The sequence below is a fragment of the Marinobacter salicampi genome (genome assembly GCF_011074795.1).
Taxonomy (GTDB): domain Bacteria; phylum Pseudomonadota; class Gammaproteobacteria; order Pseudomonadales; family Oleiphilaceae; genus Marinobacter; species Marinobacter salicampi.
On record NZ_JAAMPF010000008.1, the window covers coordinates 65,803 to 88,950 of the forward strand.

General features: G+C 61.2%; 20 protein-coding genes and 1 tRNA gene. 2 read left to right on the forward strand and 19 right to left on the reverse strand.

From position 1 onward, the window contains the following. Nucleotides 1-27 precede the first annotated feature (27 nt). From nuoL to def, 19 genes are all read right to left on the reverse strand, one after another. The gene (nuoL, locus tag G7W63_RS02960; protein ID WP_166252915.1) at nt 28-1,899 is read right to left on the reverse strand and encodes an NADH-quinone oxidoreductase subunit L; all 1,872 of its coding nucleotides are present in this window, start codon (nt 1,897-1,899) and stop codon (nt 28-30) included. 24 nt (nt 1,900-1,923) lie between these two features. Beyond that, nucleotides 1,924-2,232, reverse strand: coding sequence for an NADH-quinone oxidoreductase subunit NuoK (gene nuoK, locus G7W63_RS02965; RefSeq protein WP_166252918.1), 309 nt, complete (start codon nt 2,230-2,232; stop codon nt 1,924-1,926). Beyond that, nucleotides 2,229-2,771, reverse strand: a complete 543-nt coding sequence (gene nuoJ / locus G7W63_RS02970) for an NADH-quinone oxidoreductase subunit J (protein ID WP_166252921.1) — start codon at nt 2,769-2,771, stop codon at nt 2,229-2,231. The genes nuoK and nuoJ overlap by 4 nt, the downstream gene beginning before the upstream one ends. An 82-nt stretch (nt 2,772-2,853) precedes the next feature. Next, nucleotides 2,854-3,393 (reverse strand): NADH-quinone oxidoreductase subunit NuoI, encoded by a 540-nt coding sequence (gene nuoI, locus G7W63_RS02975; protein WP_166252924.1) that lies wholly within the window; start codon nt 3,391-3,393, stop codon nt 2,854-2,856. A gap of 46 nt (nt 3,394-3,439) precedes the next feature. Beyond that, a complete protein-coding gene (gene nuoH, locus G7W63_RS02980; protein WP_166252927.1) occupies nt 3,440-4,417 on the reverse strand; it encodes an NADH-quinone oxidoreductase subunit NuoH in 978 nt (325 codons plus the stop codon). Further along, nucleotides 4,405-7,176 (reverse strand): NADH-quinone oxidoreductase subunit NuoG, encoded by a 2,772-nt coding sequence (nuoG, locus tag G7W63_RS02985; RefSeq protein WP_166252930.1) that lies wholly within the window; start codon nt 7,174-7,176, stop codon nt 4,405-4,407. The genes nuoH and nuoG overlap by 13 nt, the downstream gene beginning before the upstream one ends. Nucleotides 7,177-7,195: 19 nt before the next feature. Next, complete coding sequence (gene nuoF, locus G7W63_RS02990) at nt 7,196-8,563, reverse strand: NADH-quinone oxidoreductase subunit NuoF (RefSeq protein WP_166252933.1); 1,368 nt, start codon at nt 8,561-8,563, stop codon at nt 7,196-7,198. Beyond that, nucleotides 8,560-9,081 carry an NADH-quinone oxidoreductase subunit NuoE gene (gene nuoE / locus G7W63_RS02995; RefSeq protein WP_166252936.1) on the reverse strand — a complete coding sequence of 174 codons (522 nt, stop codon included), beginning with the start codon at nt 9,079-9,081 and terminating at the stop codon, nt 8,560-8,562. Before nuoE ends, nuoF begins: the two co-directional genes overlap by 4 nt. Next, nucleotides 9,078-10,853 (reverse strand): NADH-quinone oxidoreductase subunit C/D, encoded by a 1,776-nt coding sequence (gene nuoC / locus G7W63_RS03000; protein ID WP_166252939.1) that lies wholly within the window; start codon nt 10,851-10,853, stop codon nt 9,078-9,080. The genes nuoE and nuoC overlap by 4 nt, the downstream gene beginning before the upstream one ends. Nucleotides 10,854-10,939: 86 nt before the next feature. Further along, complete coding sequence (locus tag G7W63_RS03005) at nt 10,940-11,620, reverse strand: NuoB/complex I 20 kDa subunit family protein (RefSeq protein ID WP_166252942.1); 681 nt, start codon at nt 11,618-11,620, stop codon at nt 10,940-10,942. Nucleotides 11,621-11,699: 79 nt separating this feature from the next. Further along, a complete protein-coding gene (gene ndhC / locus G7W63_RS03010) occupies nt 11,700-12,110 on the reverse strand; it encodes an NADH-quinone oxidoreductase subunit A (protein WP_166252945.1) in 411 nt (136 codons plus the stop codon). A 129-nt stretch (nt 12,111-12,239) separates the two neighbouring features. Next, a tRNA-Pro gene (locus G7W63_RS03015) sits at nt 12,240-12,316 on the reverse strand. Between the two features lie 70 nt (nt 12,317-12,386). Further along, nucleotides 12,387-12,938: a D-glycero-beta-D-manno-heptose 1,7-bisphosphate 7-phosphatase gene (gene gmhB / locus G7W63_RS03020; protein ID WP_166252948.1), complete on the reverse strand. Its 552-nt coding sequence runs from the start codon at nt 12,936-12,938 to the stop codon at nt 12,387-12,389. Between the two features lie 8 nt (nt 12,939-12,946). Continuing rightward, nucleotides 12,947-15,028, reverse strand: coding sequence for a glycine--tRNA ligase subunit beta (gene glyS / locus G7W63_RS03025; protein ID WP_166252951.1), 2,082 nt, complete (start codon nt 15,026-15,028; stop codon nt 12,947-12,949). Nucleotides 15,029-15,030: 2 nt separating this feature from the next. Beyond that, on the reverse strand, nt 15,031-16,008 hold the full coding sequence (glyQ, locus tag G7W63_RS03030) for a glycine--tRNA ligase subunit alpha (protein WP_166252954.1): 978 nt from the start codon (nt 16,006-16,008) through the stop codon (nt 15,031-15,033). A gap of 123 nt (nt 16,009-16,131) precedes the next feature. Beyond that, on the reverse strand, nt 16,132-17,505 hold the full coding sequence (trkA, locus tag G7W63_RS03035) for a Trk system potassium transporter TrkA (protein WP_166252957.1): 1,374 nt from the start codon (nt 17,503-17,505) through the stop codon (nt 16,132-16,134). Between the two features lie 15 nt (nt 17,506-17,520). Further along, nucleotides 17,521-18,870, reverse strand: a complete 1,350-nt coding sequence (rsmB, locus tag G7W63_RS03040; RefSeq protein WP_166252960.1) for a 16S rRNA (cytosine(967)-C(5))-methyltransferase RsmB — start codon at nt 18,868-18,870, stop codon at nt 17,521-17,523. Then, a complete protein-coding gene (fmt, locus tag G7W63_RS03045) occupies nt 18,871-19,806 on the reverse strand; it encodes a methionyl-tRNA formyltransferase (protein WP_166252963.1) in 936 nt (311 codons plus the stop codon). 114 nt (nt 19,807-19,920) lie between these two features. Further along, nucleotides 19,921-20,424, reverse strand: a complete 504-nt coding sequence (gene def / locus G7W63_RS03050) for a peptide deformylase (RefSeq protein ID WP_166252966.1) — start codon at nt 20,422-20,424, stop codon at nt 19,921-19,923. A 332-nt stretch (nt 20,425-20,756) separates the two neighbouring features. Between def and G7W63_RS03055 the strand changes: the two genes are divergently transcribed. Together G7W63_RS03055 and dprA are read left to right on the forward strand one after the other, a co-directional pair. Next, entirely contained in the window at nt 20,757-21,776 is a 1,020-nt protein-coding gene (locus tag G7W63_RS03055) for a LysM peptidoglycan-binding domain-containing protein (protein ID WP_166252969.1), read from the forward strand. 123 nt (nt 21,777-21,899) lie between these two features. Next, a complete protein-coding gene (gene dprA / locus G7W63_RS03060) occupies nt 21,900-23,120 on the forward strand; it encodes a DNA-processing protein DprA (protein WP_166252972.1) in 1,221 nt (406 codons plus the stop codon). Nucleotides 23,121-23,148: the final 28 nt, after the last annotated feature.

Genomic DNA, 23,148 nt, shown 5'->3' on the forward strand with positions numbered 1-23,148 from the left:
ACGTGGGTCTGTTGCAGAGATGTCTCGTCATGGGCCCACCCCCCAGGTAAAGGCGAGTGTGGCAAGAATCAGCACGGTGCCCAGGGCCATGGCGCTGGCATAGTGCCTTATACGGCCATTCTGTGTTCGGCTGAGGCCCGCATTCAGAACGACCGCCAGGGCAGCGGGAAGCCTGACGACGGCATCAATAAGGTCGTTGCGCAGCCAGCGGACCAGTGTGCGGAAAGGCATGACCAGCGTCGCCGCGAAGAGTGAATCGAAATACCAGGACCGGTGCCAAAGCGCCCAAAGGTGCAGGCCGGCTCCCTCCTGGGTATGGCGCTCAAGCCACTGACGGCGCTTCAGGAAAAGCCAGAGGGCGATACCGAGTCCGATCAGGACCACCGCGCTGGCCACAAGCTCCAGGGCTGTATGACCCGCGTCACTGCCTTCACCGGGGCCTGCCGGTAGGACTCCGCCGAGCCCCGGGTAAACCCACGCCCCCAGCAGGGTCGACAGCAGAGCCAGCACTATCAGAGGCAGGTTATGGGCCAGGCCCCGGCCGGCGTGGGCAGTTCGTGCCTTGTCACTGCCTGGCTGGCCATGGAAAGTGCCAATGATCAGACGAACCGTATAAAGAGCGGTCAGGAAGGCCCCGAGCAGCCCGGCAATAACCAGCCCGTGGCGGTCCGCGGCCAAGGCCTGCCACAGAATCTCATCTTTGCTGTAGAAGCCAGCGCTGACCAATGGCAGGGCCACCAGCGCGGCACCGCCAATCACAAAGCCGCCATAAGCCAGTGGCAGCCGTCGCCAGAGGCCGCCCAGGCGTTTCATGTCCTGCTCGTGGTGGCAGCTCACGATGACAGCGCCGGCGGACAGGAACAGTAGGGCCTTGAAGAAGGCGTGGGTGACCAGATGAAAGATGGCAGCATCATAGGCTCCGACGCCCAGGGCGAGGAACATATAGCCAATCTGGCTCATGGTGGAATAGGCCAGCACTCGCTTGATGTCGGTTTGTGCGAGAGCGGCGAAGCCCGCCAGCAGCAGCGAGGCGGCGCCAATGATGCCAACTAGCAAGAGCACGTCTGGCGCCAGTTCGAACACGCCGTGCATGCGGGCGATCAGGTAGACCCCGGCGGTAACCATGGTGGCGGCGTGAATCAGGGCAGAGACCGGCGTGGGGCCTGCCATGGCATCGGGCAGCCAGGTATGAAGCGGCACCTGGGCGGATTTGCCAATGGCCCCGCCGAGGATCAGTAATGCTGCCAATTCAGCATTGGTGCTGCCCTGCTGCCAGACCTCAGGAGCTGTGGCAAGAATCTCCTGGATATTGAGGGTTCCCATGTCCCGGAACAGCAGGAACAGGCCAATGGCCAGAAAGACATCCCCTATGCGGGTAACCAGAAAAGCCTTGAACGCGGCTCGGCCATTGGCGCTGTTCTGGTAGTAGTAACCGATCAACAGGTAACTGCAGAGCCCTACCCCTTCCCAGCCGAGGAAAAGCAGCAGCAGGTTGTCCCCGAGTACCAGCAGCAGCATGCTGAACACAAACAGGTTCATGTAAGCAAAAAAGCGGGTACTGCCGGCGTCCCCTTCCAGGTACCAGCCGGCAAACAGGTGAATCAGAAAGCCCACCCAGGTTATAACCGCCATCATCACCAGCGCCAGCCCATCCGCCGCCAGGCCCATGGTGGGTTCAAAGTCACCGACGCGAATCCAGGTCCACAGGGTAAGGTTGACGGCCTCCCCGTTTCCCACGGTGAAGCCGTAAAGCACCAGCGCTGTAACCAGGGCCGCCAGGCCTATACTGACAGTTCCTACCCAGGCGCTGGCCCGGGGCCCCAGGCGCCCCCCCGAAAAGGCCAGGATGAGCGTGCCCGCCAGGGGTAACAGGAAACTCAGCGGTAGTAACTGGGTCATGGGAGCTCCGTCATCATGGTTCCGTTATCCTCGCATCCGACTGGCGGCATCGATATCCAGGGTCTTGAACCGGCGTTGCAGCTGAATCAACAGGGCAAGCCCGACGCTGGCCTCCGCCGCCGCCAGAGTGATTACCAGCAGGAACATGGCCTGGCCCTCGGGCTGGCCCCAGGCGGTACCGGCAACGATGAAGGCAAGGCCGGCGGCGTTCAGCATGATCTCCAGGCTCATCAGCACGAACAGCATGTTGCGTCGAATCATCAGCCCCGCCAGACCCAGAACAAACAGGGTAGCCGCCAGTATCAGCCCGTGCTCCATGGGTATGCCGTTCATGACCGCCCTCCGTTTTCGCTGATTTTCGAGCCGGTCTGGGCCTTCGCTGACGTTACCTTACCCACGTGGGAGGCGGTGACCAGCGCCGCCAGAAGCAGCATGGCGGCCAGTTCCACCACCATCAGCCAGGGCCCGAACAGAATCAGGGCTACAGCCTTGGCGGTCAGGAGCTCACCGGCAATTACCCGGCCCGGCTCGTCACCCATCAGGCCGGCAAGCAGCAGACCCAGCAGTACAGTCGCCAGTACCGAGGGTCCGATCCAGGTTACGGGCCGCAGCCATTGCCGCTCCTGGGCCTGGGCGTCGCGGCCCAGGTTAAGCATCATCACCACGAACACAAACAGCACCATGATGGCGCCGGCGTAGACGATGATTTCCAGCACCCCGGCAAAGGGCGCCCCCAGGGCGAAGAACACCATGGCCACCGCAATCAGGGAGATGATCAGGTAAAGCACCGCATGGGCCGGGCTGGTGCCGGTAATAACGCCCAGAGTCGCCAGTACCGCCACCAGGCCGCTGATGTAGAAAGCGATTTCCATAACACGATTCCTTCGTCGGTTGTCGCCTGTTCAGGCCCTCTGCCCTGTGCGGCCCTTTTAAGGGCGATGTTAAAGGCAGAGCCTAGGGCAACAGGGTCTTGACGTCTTTGGGCTCCTGCTCGTTCTGGGCCCTGCCCTTGTCCTTGCCACCAATAGCCATACCGGCCACTTTGTAAAAGTGATAGTCATGATCCTTGCCGGGCCCGTTGATCAGCAGGTCCTCTTTTTCGTAGACCAGTTCCTGGCGCCGGTATTCACTCATTTCGAAATCCGGTGTCAGCTGAATAGCCGACGTTGGGCAGGCCTCCTCGCACATGCCGCAGTAGATGCAGCGGGAAAAATTGATGCGGAAGAACTCCGGATACCAGCGGCCGTCTTCCTGCTCGCCTTTTTGCAGCGAAATGCAGTCCACCGGACAGGCGACCGCGCACAGATTGCAGGCCACACAACGCTCCTCGCCGTCCGGGTCCCGGGTCAGGATAATCCGGCCCCGGTAGCGGGGCGGCAGGTAGACTTCCTCGTCCGGGTAGTTGACGGTTTCCCGTTTGCGAAAGCTGTGCATGAACACCAGCCCCATGGTGCGTAATTGGGACCAGGTGCCGGTTATCAGCCACTTGAGCATAGTGTCCTCCTCCAGTTCAGTGCCCTTGCCCCGCCCATCGCTTGTCTCAGCCCGGAACGAGCAACACCACCGCCCCGGTCACCAACAGGTTCACCAGGGTCAGTGGCAGGCAGACTTTCCATCCGAAGCTCATGACGCGGTCGTAGCGAGGCCGCGGTAACGAGCCCCTAAGCAATATGAAGAAGATCAGGAAAAACCCGGTTTTGAGGGCAAACCAGACCACGGGCGGCAGCCAGGGACCGTGCCAGCCGCCAAAGAACAGGGTCACGATCAGCGCCGATACCAGCACCATGCCCACGTACTCACCGATAAAGAACATGCCGAACTTCATGCTGGAATATTCCACATGGTAGCCATCGGCCAGTTCCTGCTCGGCTTCCGGCTGGTCGAAAGGATGCCGGTGGGTAACTGCGATGCCCGCGATAAGGAACGTACAGAAGCCAAAGAACTGCGGCACGATGAACCACAGGTCAGCCTGGGCGTTGACGATCTCGCGCATGTTGAACGAGCCGGTGATGGCCACCACGCCCATGAGCGCCAGGCCCATGAACACCTCATAGGACAGGGTCTGGGCGGACGCCCGCATGGCGCCGATCAGGGCGTACTTGTTGCCGCTGGCCCAGCCCCCGAAGAGCACCGCGTAGACGTTGATACCGGCCATGGCGAAAAAGAACAGCAAGCCGATATGAAGATCTGCGATACCCCAGCCGGGGGTGATGGGAATAATAATGAACGACAGCAGCAGGGAGGCCATGGCGATGGCCGGCGACAATACAAACAGGGTGCGATCGGCGAACGGAGGTATCCAGTCCTCCTTGAAGAAGATCTTGATCATGTCGGCGACCAGCTGCAGAGAGCCAAAGGGCCCCACCCGGTTGGGGCCGTAGCGGTCCTGCCAGAGGCCCAGCAGTCGGCGCTCAATCACGGTAAGCACGGCCCCGAGCAGGACAGCGCCCAGCAGGATGACCAGGGCCTGACCCATAGCCAGCAGGTTGGCTTGCCACTGGGGCGTCAACCATTCCATGGGCGTGCCTCCCCGGCTCCGGCAGGCCTGTTATGCCGGTTGCCAGCCGGTACCAGCTCAACCATGAAACCGTTGGCCCAGCCCCCACCAATACCTCCAGACAGGCCAGCCAGACCATCGGGCCAGCCCGGGTCGACGTGAACCGGCAGGACCACTTCACCGACGTCCGCCGTGATCCCCACAGGAAGGCCCTCACTGACCCCAAGCCGCTCGGCATCCCGTTCCGACAGTGTAAGGTGCGCCGGTTCAGCCCGTTCCTGCATCGGTTCCGCCCTGCTGGAGGTTTCGTCACCGCCAAACAGGCGGGCCATCATGACCAGCTGCCAGCGGTCCGGTTGGCGTTGGAATGCGTCCGGCAAGTTCCCGGCATAGTCATGGTGGCCCGGTATCAGGGGCATGACTTTGGCGCCTGGGTCTCCGCCCCTCAGGTGGCCGCCCACTTCGTCTGTGAACTTGTTCCAGGCCTGGGGCGAATTCCAGCCCGGGGCCCAGGCAAAAGGCACCTGCTGACGGGGCCGGCCGTGTCCACTGTAACCCTCCATGGAGAAGCTAAATGGCGTGTCCGGGTCCTGCAAGGGTCTGGGTTCGGCAACGGCCTGGTCAGCCCGCATGGAGGTCCTGCCGCTGTAACGGTGGGGTTCCCGGGCGAGGCGCAGGCCTTCGATGCGGAAGTTGGCACCGGGTGCAGCCTCAACTATGCCCGCGAGCATGGGGTGGGCTTCGGCGCACCCATGGGTGACGTCATCAAGGGTGATGTCTGACGCGGGTCTACGGTGCAGACTGGCCCCCAGGGCGTGCAGCCAGCGCCAGCTTTCATGAATCCGCGATTGCGGCCGAATGTAGCGAGGGTCATAGACCTGGAAAAATCGTTGTGCCCGACCCTCAAGGTTGACCAGAGTACCGTCACCTTCGGCGAAACTGGCCGACGGCAGCGCCAGGTGGGCCCGGGCCAGAGTGCGGGTATATTGGTGGTCCAGAACCACAAGGGTCTGGACCTTGGCCAGGGCCTGATCCACCCGGTCGCGGGGCGCCCGGTCATAAAGATCGTTCTCCACGACCACCACGGCATCTGCAGACTGCCCGGTAAGCTCATCCAGTGCCCACTCGAGACTGTGCCCGCCCATCAAAGCCAGGCCGGTGCTGTTGGCTTCCGGCCTGACCAGCATGAGCCCTCCTCGGGCTGCCCGCCGGGCCAGGGCGCGGGCGATATTGCCAGCGGCGTCCAGAACCGAGGTGGAACCCAGGGAAGCGCCACTGATTATCAGTGGTCGGCTGGCGGCTTTAAGGGCCTGGGCTATGGTCCGGGCGGCCTCGGCCATGTCACTGTCAAGGTCGTCTACCGCAGGGGCGGCCGGGTCTATGGCATGGGCAACCGCAAAGCCGAGCCGGGCAATGTCGTTCGGGGCCAGGGCATGGCGCCGGACGGCGACCGGATCAAGCCCGGTAGCTGACGGGTAAGCTATGAACAGGGGATGGAGCCGGTCCTGGCCGTGGGTTTTTACGGCGTCGGTGTTCCAGGTGGGGATGCCCAATTTGCTTGCCAGGTCATGACGCCGGGCTAGGGTCGCCTGGCGGACCGACAGCCCGAGCCTGGCAGCGCTCTGGATCAGGTCTTCGCCCAGTACGAATATAGCATCGTGAGCCTCCACATCCCGCAACGATGGCGTGGGCAGGCCACAGGTACGGTTCAGCTCGGTCATCCGCTCAAGGCCGGCCTGCTCCGGGGCACTGATGCCGGTTGAGAAGTTGTCCGCCCCGACCAGCTCCCTTAACTGATGGTTGCTCTCAAGGCTGGCCCGTGGCGACCCAATGCCGATGATACGCCGGGCAGCCCGCAAGGCGGACCCGCCATGCCCGAGAGCGGCGTCCACATCCAGCTCGACAGGGTCGTCCTTGCTCTGACTCCGCCAGGCTGGTACCCGGGGCCGGTCGGTCCGGTTAACATAGCCATAGCCGAAACGGCCGCGGTCACAGAGAAAGTGACCGTTCACTTCGCCATGGTAGCGGTTCTCTATGCGGCGGATTTCACCATAACGTTCGCCGGGGCTGATGTTGCAGCCCACAGAGCACTGGTGGCAGATACTGGGGGCGAATTGCAGATCCCACTTGCGGGTGTAGTGGTCAGAGTGGGTCTGGTCGGTGAAGACGCCCGTTGGGCAGACTTCGGTCAGATTGCCGGCGAATTCGTTCTCCAGCACGCCGTCCTGGTGGCGTCCGAAGTAAATGTTGTCGTTGGCACCAAAGGCTCCGAGATCCTCGCCGCCGGCGTATTCATTGTAGAACCGGACACATCGGTAGCAGGTGATGCAGCGGTTCATTTCGTGGGCAATGAATGGGCCCAGATACTGGTTGCGGTGGGTGCGCTTGCGAAATCGGTAGCGGCGGCGGTCATGGCCGGTCATGACCGTCATGTCCTGAAGGTGACAATGGCCGCCTTCCTCACAGACCGGGCAGTCGTGGGGATGGTTGATCATCAGCCATTCCACCACACTGGCGCGGAATTCCCGGGCCTCGTCATCCTCAATGGAGATACGGGTCCTGTCGGCGGCCGGGGTCATACAGGACATCACCAGCATGCCCTTGTCGTCGTCCTCATCCTTGTACTGGCGCACCGCGCACTGACGGCAGGCCCCGACGCTACCCATGGCCGGATGCCAGCAGAAGTACGGAATGTCGAGCCCCAGGGACAGGCAGGCCTGCAGCAGGTTGTCAGCGCCATTGACCTCGTAGGCCTTGCCATCCACGTGAATCGTCGCCATGACCTCTCTCGCTCCTTGCTTAGATTTCCCCGACCGGAATCGGATCGGCGTGGGCGGCCCTTCGGGGATGGCGGATACCCTGCTCGAACTCGTGCCGGAAGTGCTTGAGGGCGGTTTCCAGCGGCATGGCCGCCCCCGGGGCGTGGGCACAGAACGTCAGGCCGGGACCGTTGTCCTTCGCCAGTTTGGCCAGCATTTCGATGTCGCCTTCCTCGCCTTCCCCGCATTCCAGCGCCTGCAGCAGCTTGACCACCCAGGGCAGGCCATCCCGGCAGGGGGTGCACCAGCCGCAGGACTCCCGGGCAAAGAACTGCTCCAGGTTACGCATCACCGACACCATGCTCTGATCCTCAGTGACGACCGTCAGCAGTCCCGTACCCAGCCGGCTGCCCTCCTTGCCCACGGTGTCGAAATCCAGCGGCAGTTCCAGATGCTCGGGTATCAGAAAGCCGGTACTGGCGCCTCCGGGCAGCCAGGCTTTCAGTTTGCGTCCGTTCCTGACACCGCCGGCCAGCTCCAGTATTTCCTGACCCGTGGTGCCCATGGGCAGCTCCCATAGGCCGGGCCTTTGCACGGGCCCCGAAACCCCATAAAGCTTGGTGCCACCGTCGTCGGTACGGTCGCCGGAAAGTTGCTGGTACCAGTCAGACCCCTTGAGCATGACCGCCGGCACGTTACACAGGGTCTCGACGTTATTGACCACCGTAGGCTTGCCCCAGGCTCCGGATTGACCGGGAAACGGCGGTTTGGCACGGGGGTTGGCGCGCTTGCCTTCAAGTGAGCTGATCAGGGCGGTTTCCTCGCCACAGATATAGCGACCGGCCCCGCTATGGAGCACGATGTCGAAGTCGAAACCGCTGCCGGCGATGTCCGTTCCCAGCCAGCCCGCTTCACGGGCTTCGGCAAGGGCCTGATTCAGGACGTGGGCGCATTCCACATACTCTCCCCGCAGGAAGATATAGCCCATTTTGGAGTTGTTGGCGTAGGCACCGATGATCATGCCTTCGATCAGCAGGTGGGGTTGCTGTTCCATCACCAGCCGGTCCTTGAAGGTGCCCGGCTCCATTTCGTCGGCATTACATACCAGGTAGCCCCGGGGCATATCGCCACCCTGCAGGGTGAGGCTCCATTTCAGGCCCGCCGAGAAACCGGCGCCGCCCCGGCCGCGTACATTGGCCTCTTTCATCGCGGCGATGACAGCCTTGGGGTCTCCCTTCAGAACCGCCTCCAGCGCTTCATAACCTTCCTGGGCCCGATAATCCTCGAGGTTCACCACGCGCCCGTCATCATGCAGTCGCCAGGTCAGGGGGTGGGTTTCGGGCCTGCGTTCGTCTTCGGACTGCAGGATACGGCTACGGTATCTCAGGGCCTTTCGGCGATCGCTCATGGGTAGGCCTCCAGCAAGTCGTTCAGGTCCTTGGGCAAAACCGGGCCATAGGTATCCTGATCAATCATCAGAGCCGGACCTCCGTCACAGGCGCCCAGGCAACAGACCGGCAGCAGGGTGAAGCGGCCGTCTTCAGTGGTCTGACCAAACTCAACGCCAAGCTGATCAACAAGCCCCTGGCGCAGCTCATCGAAACCGGTGAGAAAACAGGAACTGCTGTCGCAGACCAGGATCACGTGGCGACCCACCGGCTGGCGGAAGATCAGGCTGTAAAAGGTGGCCACACCTTCGATGGTAGCCGGGCCCAGGCCAAGGGCATCGGCTATGGCGGGAATGGCACCGTCCGGTACCCAGCCCTCCCGGCGCTGTACGATCTTCAGAGCCTCCACGCAGGCAGCCTGGGGCTGCTCAAAATGATGGAGCTCGCCCCTGATGGCCTCAAGGTCATCGGGATGAAGGCTGAACCCGTCGCCATCGGTGGCAATGGTTCTGGGGGGCATGGAGTTGGAAGGGTTCATCGGTCTACGTCCGCCATAACGAAATCAATGCTGCCCAGGTGGGCGATCAGGTCCGGTACGAATCCGCCGCGCATGAGCGCTGGTATCTGCTGCAGATGCGGGAAGCTCGGCGTCCGGATACGGGTCCGGTAGCTCATGGTGTTGCCGTCGCTGGTCAGGTAATAGCTATTGATGCCCTTGGTGGCCTCCACCATCTGCATGGACTCGTTGGGCGGCAGCACCGGCCCCCAAGACACCTGCAGAAAGTGGGTAATCAGGGTTTCAATGTGCTGCAGCATCCGTTCCCTGGGCGGTGGCGTGGTCAGGGGATGGTCGGCCTTGTAGTCGCCGGCGGGCATGTTGTTGACGCACTGCTGGATGATCCTCAGGCTCTGGCGCATCTCCTCGATACGGATCTGGCCGCGGTCGAAGACATCGCCGTTGGCTGCCAGGGGCACCTCGAACTCAAAGTTGTCATAGCCTGAATAGGGGCGCTGCTTGCGCAGGTCGAAGTTGCATCCGGTGGCCCGCAGATTGGGTCCGGTAACGCCCCACTCGATGGCTTCGCGGGTATTGAAAGGCGCAACATTGCGGGTACGCTCAAGGAAGATGGTGTTCTCCATCATGGTGCGTTCGTATTCCCGCAAACGCTTGGGCATCCAGTCGAGAAAACCCTGGACCAGCTTTTCCCAGCCGGTGGGCAGGTCCTGCATGACGCCACCAATCCTGAACCAGGCCGGGTGCATGCGGAAACCGGTGATACCCTCGATCACCTCGTAGGCCTTCTGCCGGTCAGTGAATGTGAAGAACACTGGCGTCATGGCGCCGAGATCCTGCAGGTAGGTGCCCAGGAACAGCAGGTGACTGCTGATGCGGAACATTTCGGCCATCATCACCCGGATGGTCTCAACCCGCGCTGGCACCTGGATGCCGGCGAGTTTCTCCACCGCCAGTATGTAGGGCAGGTTATTCATCACCCCGCCGGTGTAGTCGATCCGGTCAGTATAGGGAATGAAACTGTGCCAGGACTGGCGCTCGGCCATCTTCTCAGCGCCCCGGTGGTGGTAGCCGATGTCGGGCACGCAATCGATGATTTCCTCACCGTCCAGTTGCAGCACGATGCGGAACGCGCCGTGGGCGGACGGATGGTTGGGCCCCAGATTGAGGAACATGAACTCGCTCTCGCCCCGCTCCCGTTCCATGCCCCAGTCCTCCGGCTCGAACTTCAGGGCCTCCTGGTCCGCCTGCTGGCTCTCTAGGGTCATGGTGTAGGGGTCGAACTCGGTGGCACGGGCCGGATAATCGCGCCGCAGCGGATGGCCGGACCAGTTGGGCGGCATGAGTATGCGGGTCAGGTGGGGGTGGCCGGTGAATTCGACACCGAACATGTCCCACACCTCTCGCTCGTACCAGTTGGCGCAGGGAAATACCGAAACGCAGCTGGGCAGACGCAGACTGTCTTTGTCGAGTGCCACCTTGAGCATGATGTCGGCATTACGATCAATGGACATCAACTGGTAGAAAACCGTGAAATCGGAAGCGGGCAGACCCTGGCGATTATTCCGCAGGCGCTCATCGACGGCAGACAGGTCGAATAGCAGGTTGAAGGGGGCGGACATGTCACGCAGGAACTGGAGCGAGCCGATCAGGCGCTCGGCGGTTACCCATACCACCGGCATACCGGTGCGGGTGTCCTGACGCACAAAATGCTCATCGCCAAAGCGCTGGGCCAGGGCGGAGTAGATGTCGTAACCGGTATTTGCCGGTGGTGTGACAGTCGTTGCTTCATCCATGATTACGTGGCTCAACTTCTGATAAATCAGCAGCGGAACGACGGGTACTGCGTTATCCCCTCGGCGTTATCCCTCGGCTCGGGCCTTCAAAGTTTGTCCGGTGTTCGCAGTTCTGTGGTCTGAATGCGCCTGGCCCGGTGCTTCTCCCGCTGGGATGGCATGTCAGCGCGATAGACGCCCTGGTCCCCCACGACCCAAGACAGCGGACGCCGCTCTTCCTGGATGGAGTCCTGCAGCAATTGGAGGCCCTGCAGAAAAGCTTCCGGCCGGGGTGGGCAGCCCGGCACATAGACATCCACGGGCAGGAACTTGTCCACCCCCTGGACCACCGAATAGATATCGTACATCCCCCCTGAGTTGGCACAGGAGCCCATGGAAATAACCCATTTCGGTTCCAGCATCTGATCGTAGAGCTGCTGAATAACCGGCGCCATCTTGATGAAACAGGTACCGGCAATCACCATGAAATCGGCCTGCCGCGGGGAGGCCCGGATAACCTCGGCACCAAAACGGGCAATATCATGGGGCGAGGTAAACGCCGTGGTCATTTCGACATAACAGCAGGACAGCCCGAAGTTGTAAGGCCAGAGGGAGTTCTTGCGGCCCCAGTTGACGGCGTCATTCAAGACATCGCTGAGCTTGCCGGTGAATACGTTGCGCTCCAGCTGCTGCTTGACCGGGTCCTCCACCCTCTGGCGCCGCTCAAGCGGGTACTGGCTGTTGTCCTTGGCAATGGCATCGTCGGCTCGCGTCAACGTGTATGACATGAGGTTCCTCCCTAGGACGAGACATAATCCGGATGACAGCCTGACTACCCGAAAACGTTAGTTAAACTCGGCAATAGATTCAACTGCTGCGCTGGGGACGGGGCCGTGGGCTGGGAGCCCAGTCCAGCGCGCCCACTCTGGCATCATAGAGCAGCCCGGCCAGCAGAATGAAAATAAACACCGCAGCCCCCCAGAAACCGGGCCAGCCCAGCTCTTCAACCGCCACAGCCCAGGCAAACAGGAACACCGCTTCAATATCGAAAATGACGAACAGCATGGCGACAAGGTAGAACTTGACCGAAAAGCGCTGGCGCGCGCTGCCAGTACCGATGATACCGGACTCGAAAGGTAGATTCTTGCTGGGCCCCTTGCCGCGTCCGCCCAGCACGCTGGAGGCGCCAATCATGAAGGCACACAGACCCAGCACGGCAAGAATATAGAACCCGATGGCCCAGTTCTGGGCAATGCTTTGCTGGATCTGATCGGCCATTCGTCCCTCCGTTGGACTTATTGACTGAACCGGAAACTATTAAAAAACTAACAGGAGGAAAGGTCGAGAGCAAATCTGCATATTCAGAGGGGGAAGCTAAGAGCGGCAAAAACCGGGAAAATCAGGAATTGGTCGGCGTGGCAGGATTCGAACCTGCGACCCCTTCGTCCCGAACGAAGTGCGCTACCAAGCTGCGCCACACGCCGATATGCGCGGTATTATACTGAACAGTGTGATGAATACCAGTGGGCCCCGCGAACCGCGGACCAGTTCCGACTAGCTGGCATCCGCCATCACCAGATGATCCGTCAAGCTCTGAAGATCGTCAAATACGTTGACCTGGCTCAGGGGCCGCTTTTGCAGATGATACTCGGTATCACGGCCGTTTCCGGTCCGTACCAGATAGGGCCTGCAGCCCGCCGCCAGCCCCGCCTCAAGATCCTTGCGACTGTCGCCGACCATGATGCTGCCGGAAAGATTTTTCAGGCCCAGGGCATCGCGGATCTCATGGAGAAGGCCTGGCAGTGGCTTGCGGCACGTGCAGCCATCATCTGGATGATGCGGACAGAAGGCGATGTGATCTATGCAACCGCCTGCTCTGCCAACCAGTTGGTTGAGGCGTTCGTGCATGGCCCCGAGGGCATCCCGGTCGTACAGGCCGCGGCCAATACCCGACTGGTTGGTGGCCACCGCTATGCGGTGGCCGGCCCGACACAGCCGGCCAATGGCTTCAATGCTGCCGGGCAAAGGCTGCCACTGGGCCACCGAACAGATGTAGTGGCCATCGTACTGGTTAATGACTCCGTCCCGATCAAGAATGATCAGCATCGCAAACCTTAGCTTGTACCAGGCAACAACGAGATATCTGCCACCCTGAGGAACAGGTTACGCAGGCGATTCAGCAAGGCGAGCCGGTTGTTGCGTACGGCATCGTCCTCGGCCATGACCATCACTTCGTCAAAGAAACGGTCTACCGGCGCACCCAACTGCGCCAGCGAGCTCAGGGCAGCCCCATAGTCGCCCTGTTCGAACAGGGGCGCGACTTGTCCGGCCTGATGTTCGACCTGTTGTGCCAGGGCCCGCTCGGCATCGTCCTGAAGCAGGCCCGTGTCAACCTGTTCGCCGATAACATCCCCGCCCTGTTTGGTGAGAATGTTGGAGACCCGCTTGTTGGCAGCGGCCAGGGCCTGGGCTTCCGGCAGGCGACGGAAGGCCTCTACCGCCCGCACACGCTGGTCAAAGTCCAGGGGCCGTGTGGGCCTGCGGGCGTGGACCGCCAAGTAGACTTCCGCGCCAATGCCCTGCTCGTCGTAGTGGGCCCGGAACCGCTCCAGCATGTAATCGACCACGGCGCTGGCCGGGTCCCGGGCCGGCAGGTTGTCGAAGTTTTCCGCAGCCCACTCGCAGCAGACCTGCAGATCCAGGGCCAGGCCCCGTTCGACGATGATCCGCAGTACGCCAAGGGAGGCACGGCGCAGGGCGAAGGGATCGCGAGTGCCGGAAGGCGGCTGGTTAATACCGAACAGCCCGACCAGGGAATCCAGGCGATCGGCGATGGCGACGGCACAGCCGGTCAGCGTAGCGGGCAGGTCATCACCGGCAAACCGGGGCATGTACTGCTCGTTCAGGGCCTTGGCCACATCCGCATGTTCGCCGTCATGAACGGCGTAGTACTGACCCATGATGCCCTGGAGTTCGGTGAATTCCAGCACCATTTCGGTGACCAGATCGGTCTTGGCCAGCATCGCCGCCCGTTCTGCCAGGGCCGGGTCTGAACCAATGGCGTCTGCAATCCGGCGTGCAAGGGCGGCGACCCGCACGGATTTATCGTAAATACTGCCCAGCCTATCCTGGAAGACGATCGGCTTGAGCCGCTCGATCCGGTCTTCCAGCCGCACCTTGCGGTCGGTTTCATAGAAAAAGGCGGCGTCCGACAGGCGCGGACGTATGACCTTTTCATTGCCGGACACTACCTGGGACGGATCTTTGCTTTCCAGGTTGGCCACAGTGATGAACAGAGGGAGCATGCGTTCCTGGCTGTCCAGCACGTGGAAATATTTCTGGTGTTCCTTCATGGAGGAGATCAACGCCTCTGGCGGAACGTCCAGAAAGCGCTCGTCAAACCGGCCAAGCAGCGGCACCGGCCATTCGTTCAGCGCTGTGACCTCATCCAGCAGGTCGTCGTCAATCACGGCGGTACCGCCGCCCTGCTTTTGTGCGATCTCTTCGACCCCCGCACGGATTTTGGCCCGGCGCTCGGCAAAGTCGGCAATGACCCAGCCTTCCTTCTTCAGCACCACCTCATAGTCATTTGGCGTCGGGATGATGAGGGATTTGGGACAATGGAACCGGTGGCCGTGGGTCTTGTTGCCCGGAGTCAGCCCCATGATGGGATGGTCGAGGACTTTGTTGCCCACAAGCATGATGACCCAGTGCACCGGGCGGACGAATTCAGTTCTGTGAGCGCCCCAACGCATCCGCTTGGGTATGGGCAGGTTTGCCAGGGACTGCTCGATCAGGCCGGGCAGCAGTTCGGTGGTGCTCCTGCCCTGCTCAACGGTGCGATAGACCACCCAGGCGCCCTTGTCAGTTTCCAGGGTATCCAGCTGATCCGGAGCCACGCCCAGCGACGTTGCAAAGCCGGTCAGTGCCCGGGTGGGGTTGCCGGCGTCATCGAAGGCTGCCTTGACCGCAGGGCCGCGGCGTTCCACCGCTTTATCCGGCTGCGACCCGGCCAGATCACGAACCCGTATGGCCAGACGCCGGGGTGCCGCGAAAGATTCGATCCGGGCAAAGCCGATGCCGGCTTCCTCGAGACCTTTGCCAAGGCCGTCGGTAAAGGCCGCGGACAATGACTTCAATGCCTTGGGTGGCAGCTCTTCGGTACCGATTTCGACGAGAAAATCCTGTGTCGCCATGATTATGGGTTCCCTCTCTCGATTTCGGTTTCACTATCCGCCAGCATTTCCTGACGCAGATTGTCAGGTGCCATGGGGAAGCCCAGCGTCTTGCGGCTGTCGAAGTAGGCCCGGGCGACCGCGCGGGCCAGGGTCCGGACCCGAAGAATAAAGCGCTGGCGCTCGGTGACGGATATGGCGTGCCGGGCATCCAGCAGGTTGAAGGTGTGAGACGCCTTGAGCACCTGCTCGTAGGCCGGCAGGGCCAGCCCTACTTCGATCAGGCGCTGACTTTCGCGCTCGTGGACGTCAAAGCTGTGGAACAGGAACTCGGTGTCAGCCTGCTCGAAGTTGTAGGTGGACATCTCCACTTCGTTCTGGTGAAACACATCGCCGTAGGTGACAATCCCGTCGGGACCGTGGGTCCACACCAGGTCGTAGACGCTGTCCACCCCTTGCAGGTACATGGCAATTCGCTCGAGCCCATAAGTAAGCTCACCGGTGACCGGATAGCACTCCAGGCCGCCCACCTGCTGGAAATAGGTAAACTGTGTCACTTCCATACCATTGAGCCAGATTTCCCAGCCCAGGCCCCAGGCGCCCAATGTCGGCGACTCCCAGTTGTCTTCCACGAAACGGATATCATGGACCAGAGGATCGAGTCCGAGGGCGCGCAGGGAATCCAGGTAGAGCTCCTGGATATTGTCCGGTGACGGCTTGAGGACCACTTGGAACTGATAGTAATGCTGCAGACGGTTGGGGTTCTCGCCGTAACGGCCGTCGGTTGGACGCCGGCTGGGCTGGACGTAGGCGGCGTTCCAGGTCTCCGGACCGATGGCACGGAGAAACGTGGAGGGATGAAAGGTACCGGCGCCGACTTCCATATCCAGGGGCTGGAGTACGACACAGCCGTGCCTCGCCCAAAAGGTCTGCAGAGCCAGAATTAGGCCCTGAAAAGTCTCGACATTCTGATTTTTATCGAATTTTGCCTTGTCTGTCACGACGATTGCCTGCTGCGCTGTCTGTGTGTTGTGCCGGGAAATCCACCCCTGCACATCGAAGGGTCGGCATTATACGCTGCTCAGGCCGCTATTTCTAAGCAGTCGCAGAAAACCTGCCCGGCCTCAGAAAAATGTCAGGCCCACCTGGAACAGCCGTTCCACGTCCCGGATACGGGACTTGTCCACCAGGAATAGGATGACATGGTCGTCCGGCTGAACCCGGATATGGTCGTGAGCAATCAGCACTTCATTGTGGCGAACAATCGCGCCAATGGTGGTGCCTTCCGGTAGCTGGATTTCATCAAGGCGTTTGCCGACCACTTTCGAGGAGCGATGGTCCCCGTGGGCAATGGCTTCGATGGCCTCCGCCGCGCCCCGGCGCAGGGCGTGCACATTGACCACATCGCCCTTGCGGACGTGGGTTAGCAGGCTGCCGATGGTGGTCTGCTGGGGCGAGATGGCAACGTCGATTTCACCGCCCTGGATCAGGTCCACGTAGTCAGGATTATTGATCAGGGTCAGGACCTTACGGGCACCAAGGCGTTTGGCCAGCAGCGAGGCCATGATGTTGGCTTCGTCGTCGTTAGTGACTGCGCAGAAAACGTCGATGCGCTCGATATTCTCTTCTAGCAGGATGTCCTTGTTGGCGGCGTTGCCCTCCAGCACGATTGTCTTGCGCAGGCTCTCGGACAGCATCACACAGCGCTCCCGGTCCCGCTCCAGCAGCTTAACCTGATAGCGGTCCTCCAGGGTTCGGGCCAGGCGCTGGCCGATGTTGCCGCCACCACAGATGAAGACCCGCTTGTAGGGTTTTTCCAGGGGCTGCAATTCGCTCATGACCTTGCGGATGTGATCGGTGCCGGCAATGAAGAAGACTTCGTCGCCATCCTCAATCACCGTATCGCCCTGGGGAATGATGGGTCGGTCCTTGCGGAAGATGGCCGCCACCCGGGTATCGGTCTTGGGCATGTGGGAGCGTAGGAAAGCCAGCTCGTGGCCCACCAGCGGGCCACCCTTGGTGGCGCGGATGGCCACCAGCCTGACCAGGCCCTTGGAGAACTCCAGAACCTGCAACGCGCCGGGATATTCGATGAGCTGGGTAATGTGCTCGGTGACCACCTGCTCGGGACTGATCAGTACATCCACCGGGAAGCCGGAGTCCCCGAACAGCTCCTTGCGCGCCAGGTAGGCGTTGGCCCTGACCCGGCTGATCTTGGTCGGCGTCTTGAACAGGGAATAGGCGACCTGACAGGCGACCATGTTGGTCTCGTCGCTGTTGGTCACGGCAATCAGCATGTCGGCGTCTTCGGCGCCGGCCTGGCGCAGGATGGTCGGGTAGGAGCCCCGGCCCTGGACCGTGCGGATGTCCAGGCGATCCTGCAGTTCGCGCAGGCGCTGGCCATCACTGTCGATAACAGTAATGTCGTTGGCTTCGTTGGCGAGGTTTTCGGCCAGAGTCCCGCCGACCTGACCTGCCCCTAGGATGATGATCTTCATAATCCGTTACCTTGGTCAGACATCTGTTGCGTGCTCAGGGGTCGACTCTTCGCGCTCCAGTACCCCGTAGAAAAAACCGTCATGGGCCTGAGGGTCGGGTAGCAGCTGGCGTCCGTAGCCGGTGTCCGTGCCCCAGGTGACCTGGGGCTGGATCAGTCGGGCGTCGGCCTGTTGGCGAAGAAACCGCTGAATTATACGGTGGTTCTCCTGGGGGAATACAGAGCAGGTAGCGTATACAAGGCGCCCCCCGGGTTTCAGTATGCGCCAGAGATTCGCCAACAGCCCCAGCTGTATTCCGGCCAGCGGTGTAATGTCCGCTTCCCGGCGCAGCAGCTTGATGTCCGGGTGACGCCGGATCACACCGCTGGCGCTGCAGGGCACGTCGAGCAGAATGCGGTCGAACGGCTCGTTATCCCACCAGCTTTCGATATTGGCGGCATCGGCCTCGGTCAGGGTTGCGCTCAGGCAGAGGCGATCCAGGTTTTCCTGAATCCGTGGTAGCCGAGACGCAGACTGGTCAATAGCGACCACTTCGGCCAGGTCCGGCCCCTGCTCCAGAATCGCGCAGGTCTTACCACCGGGGGCTGCACAGGCGTCCAGTACCCTCTGGCCCGGCTTGAGGTCCAACAGCAGCGTACACAGTTGCGCCGCTTCATCCTGGACACTGACGGCACCGTCGCCAAAACCCGGCAGGCGCTCCACAGGCACCGGCTGGGCCAGCTGTATGCCATAGGGCGCCAGCCTGGTTGGCTGTGCTTCGATACCGGCTTCGGTAAGCCATTGCAGATACTGTTCACGACTGCCCTGCTCCGCATTCACCCTCAGGGTCATGGGAGCCTGGACGTTATTGGCTGCCAGAATGGCCTGCCAGTGCTCAGGCCAGTTGTGACGTAACTTTTCCACAATCCAGTCCGGATGGCTGAAGCGGGCGCCCGGCTTCTCCGGCTCGGGCTCGCCATCGCGCTGGGCCGCACGCAATATGCCGTTGACCAGGCCGGTGAGGTGAGGCCGCCCCAGGGTACGGCAGGCTTCCACGGTCTCGTTGAGCACGGCGTAGCTGGCCTGTTGGCTGTGGCGAAGCTGAAACAGCGCCACGATCATGAGTTGGTGGATAACCCGGTCCGACTTGCGCAGGGGGCGCTTCATACGCGGGCTCAGTTCGGCGTCCAGGCGGTGGTACCAGCGACAGGCGCCGTAGCACAGAGCCTGCAGTTCCGGTCTTTCCGAAGCGTCGACGCTGGCCTGGCCCAAGGGCAGGCATTGGGACAGGGACTGCCCGTCTTCCACCGCCTGCAGCACCATGGCGGCAGCCGCGCGAACCGGTTGCTGCGACGGGATCGACCGGTACTCGGGTGAGTTGGCCATTCAGTGCAGCTCCTGGCCCGGCAACAGCAGGGCTTTGCCACCATTGATCAGATCGCTTGCGGACTGGGGCCGGGCACCGGGCAGTTGCAGTCGCTCTATGCGAAGAATGCCCTTGCCGCAGGCGACATCAATGCCCTCCCGGGTTCGATCGATAACGGTTCCTGGAGTTGCATCGGACGAGCGGTCAAGGGGCTTCGCCTGGTGAATGCGCAGGCGCTGGTCCCCCAGGTCGGTGTAGCTTCCGGGCCAGGGATGAAACGCCCGGATCTGACGTTCGATTATATCGACGGGCTGGCTCCAATGGATCCTGCCTTCGTCCTTGGACAGCTTGTGGGCGTAGCTCGCCTGGGCATCATCCTGGGGTTCAGTTGGCAGCTCCCGGGCTTCAAGCCTGTCCAGGGCAGCAACAATGGCCCGGGCGCCCATATCGGCCAGGCGGTCATGGAGGCTGCCGCCGGTGTCATCCGGCTCAATGGCTGTAGTGGCTTTCATCAGCATGTCGCCGGTATCCAGGCCTTCCGCCATCTGCATGATGGTGACTCCGGTTTCCCGGTCACCGGCGGCAATGGCCCGCTGGATGGGGGCAGCCCCCCGCCAGCGCGGTAACAGGGAGGCGTGGATATTGAGACAGCCGTGACGGGGAATCTCCAGCACAACTTTCGGCAGGATGAGGCCGTAAGCGGCCACAATCATGACGTCGGGACTCAGGCGCGCGAGCTCGGCCTGGGCTTCGGGGTTTTTAAGGCTTTCGGGCTGGAAAACAGGCAGCCCGGATTCAAGGGCGACCTGCTTGACGGCGCTGGCTACCAGTTTGCGGCCTCGTCCGGAGGGCCGATCCGGCTGGGTGTAGACGCCAACCACTGTATGGCCGGAGCTGATCAGGGCTTTTAACGCAGTGGCTGCGAAGTCGGGTGTACCAGCAAAAACGAGGTGCACAGGGGCAGAATCTCCATGTCTTCCGGGCAGGTCCGCAGCAGGACCCCTTGGATACGAAAAGACCGGGCATGCACCCGGTCTGGAACTGAATATTATACCTTGCCCACGCTCATCTCAGGCACGGATCTTATGCTGCTTCTCCAGCTTTTTGCGAATACGGGTGCGCTTGAGCGGGCTCAGATAATCCACGAACAGCTTGCCTTTGAGGTGGTCCATCTCGTGCTGGATACAGACCGCCAGCAACCCGGTGACTTCCCGCTCGAATGGATTACCATCCCGATCCAGGGCTCTGACCAGGACATGATCGATTCGGGTAACGTCTTCATAGAAGCCGGGAACCGACAGGCAACCTTCCTGCATGTCCTGGTAGTCACCCGCAAGTACTTCGACTTCCGGATTGATCAGCACCAGCGATTCGCTGCGGTCGTCGGACAGGTCGATCACAATGATCTGGCGGTGGACATTCACCTGGGTCGCAGCCAAGCCGATGCCCGGCGCATCGTACATGGTCTCGAACATGTCATCGATGAGCCTGCGGGTCTCGTCTGTAACTTCTTCCACCGGCTTTGCAACGGTCCGTAACCGCGGGTCCGGGAATTCAAGTATGTCTAGTATCATAGCGCCTTCGGATTACCTGCTGCCTGGGTGACTGCCTGGAGAACTTTGTCCCTGAAATGCGACCGTGTACTGCGCAATTCCATGGGCCACGACTATTATTGTCGGGTCGTCTGGCCAGGTTTCAAGTTGGCTCCGTGTCGAATGAGCCTATTATCTCTCATCTTATCCATTGAGTACAAACTGAGCAGTGATAGGTAGAATTCACTGGAAGAACAAAAGATAACATCACAATCAGTCGGACTTCTTCTATAGTAGGGTATTAGGCTTCGGTAGGCGGTCTGGAATCAGCCAGCGAGTCCATCGAATAAGGCAAGCGATCAAGGACTTACACAATGCGGAAACTGCTGTACGCTCTGGCAGCCACTATGCTGCTGATAACCTCATGGGCGCAAGCGGCCAGCCCTGAATTCCGGTCTGACCATCCTGAGCGTTATACTGTTGTAAAGGGTGATACGTTATGGGATATCTCATCCCGCTTCCTGAACAATCCCTGGTACTGGCCTGAGATATGGCATGTTAACCCGCAGGTCCGGAATCCTCATCTGATCTATCCGGGCGACGTTCTGGCACTGGTCTATGTCGAGGGCGAGCAGCGGGTGACCAAGGTCAGCAGCGACAACGTCGTGAAGCTGTCACCTCAGGTCCGCTCTGAACCCATTGAAACACCCATACCGGCCATTCCCCTGGATGCCATCAGCAGCTTCCTGTCGGATACCCGTATTGTCGATCCTGAAACCCTGGAAGATGCCGCTTACGTGCTGGAAGGGGAAGACGGCCGCATTATCATGGGTGCTGGGGACAAGATCTATGCCCGGGGTGACAAGCCCGCGGACAAGGTGGGTATTTTCCGTCGCAGCAACAGCTACGTGGACCCCGAAACCGGCGAATTCCTGGGTCTCGAAGCCCGTGCCATCGCCCAGGGAAAAATCACCGAAGAAAATGGCGATGTCCTGACACTCCAGCTCAAGCGGTCCGTTGAGGAAGTTCGCATTGGCGATCGTTTGCTGGCAAGTGAAGACAGGACCATCACGGCCCAGTTCAACCCCAGCGCTCCCGGTGACCAGATCGAAGGTCAGATGATTGCCGTGGAAGGCGGGGTCAAGCAGATCGGCCAGTATGATGTGGTGGCGATCAACCGTGGTGCCCGGGAAGGCCTGGAAGCTGGCAATGTCCTGGCCGTGTTCCGCGCCGGCAATGTGGTTAAGGATCCCTACACCAATGAAAAGGTCCAGCTTCCCGCTGAGCGTGCCGGGGTATTGATGATTTTCCAGACCTACGAGAAACTCAGCTACGGTCTGGTGCTTAATGCTACCCGCCCTCTCGCCATTGGAGACATTGTGCGTAACCCCTGAACCACCGCGTTCAGGTAACAATGCATCAGTAAGACGAAATCAGAACGGGAGCCGAAACGGTTCCCGTTTTTATGTATAGACACGCAGGTTGCCAGGACGGCAACCCGATCCAAGGATGGAACCATGACCCAAGCCCCTGCTTTGCCGGCTACCGGCACTTCCCTGTTTGCGGATCCTGATGGTTGCTGGCTCCTGCTGAGCCGGTTGCCCCGAATGGGCGTCAGGCGCTGGCAGGCTGTGAAAGAAAATCTGGCCTGCCCACTTGAGTTGCTCGCCATGGACCCGGCTACACTGCGGTCCCTGGCGCTGCCGCCAGAGGCCTGTGATGCGATCGCAGCCTGGCAGGTTGCGGATGCCGGCGACGCTACGGTAGCGGAAGCGGGGCGAATCCTGTCGGCCTGCAGGGCCAAGGGCATCAGTCTTATTGGGTGGGACAGTGCTCAGTATCCGGAAGCGCTGGCCAACATCCACGACGCTCCTTTATTGCTGTACGCCAGGGGTGATACCGGGCTCCTCCAGCGCCCCCAGATCGGTATTGTCGGAAGCCGAAGCGCGACCAGGGGTGGTCTGGAACACGCCAGGCAGTTCGCGGCGGCGCTCAGTGAAAGCGGTTTTCTGGTAACCAGTGGCCTTGCCCTAGGCGTCGATGGTGCGGCTCATGCAGGTGCACTGGACGCGGGCTTTCCCACGGCCGCTGTGGTCGGCACCGGGCTTGATGTCATCTACCCTCGCCAGCACAGCAAGCTGACCGAAGACATTGCCAGCCAGGGTGTCATTGTGTCAGACCTGCCGCCGGGTACGCCGGCCCGGCCAGCGCACTTCCCCCAGCGCAACCGCATCATCAGCGGTCTGAGCCGTGGCGTTCTGGTGATCGAGGCGAGCCCGCGCAGCGGTTCCCTTATAACGGCCCGGCTGGCCCTCGAACAGGGTCGTGAGGTATTCGCCATCCCCGGCTCCATTCACAACCCCCAGGCCCGTGGCTGCCACCAACTGATCCGTCAGGGCGCGACTCTGGTCGAGTCGGTGGCGGACATCGAGGCTGAACTCAGCGCCTGGGGGGTAGTACAGAGACCGATCCGGATCCGTCCGAAACCGGAGCGCAGGGAGGACTCGGTGCCCAAGGCGCCTGTTTCCGGCGACGCCGCATCCTCGTCGTTCGCTGAGAGTAATTTGGCTGCTCGGGAAATAGTGGTGTTGAAGGCATTAGGGTATGATCCAGCCTCGACCGATCAACTGTGCGCGACGACCGCTCTGCCCGCTGAAGAGCTGATGCAGTCCCTGCTTCTGCTGGAAATGGAAGGGCTGGTTACTCCGACGCCGGGAGGATTTCAGCGGCTTGCCTGAACCGCTTTTGGCTGGATAATAACCCATC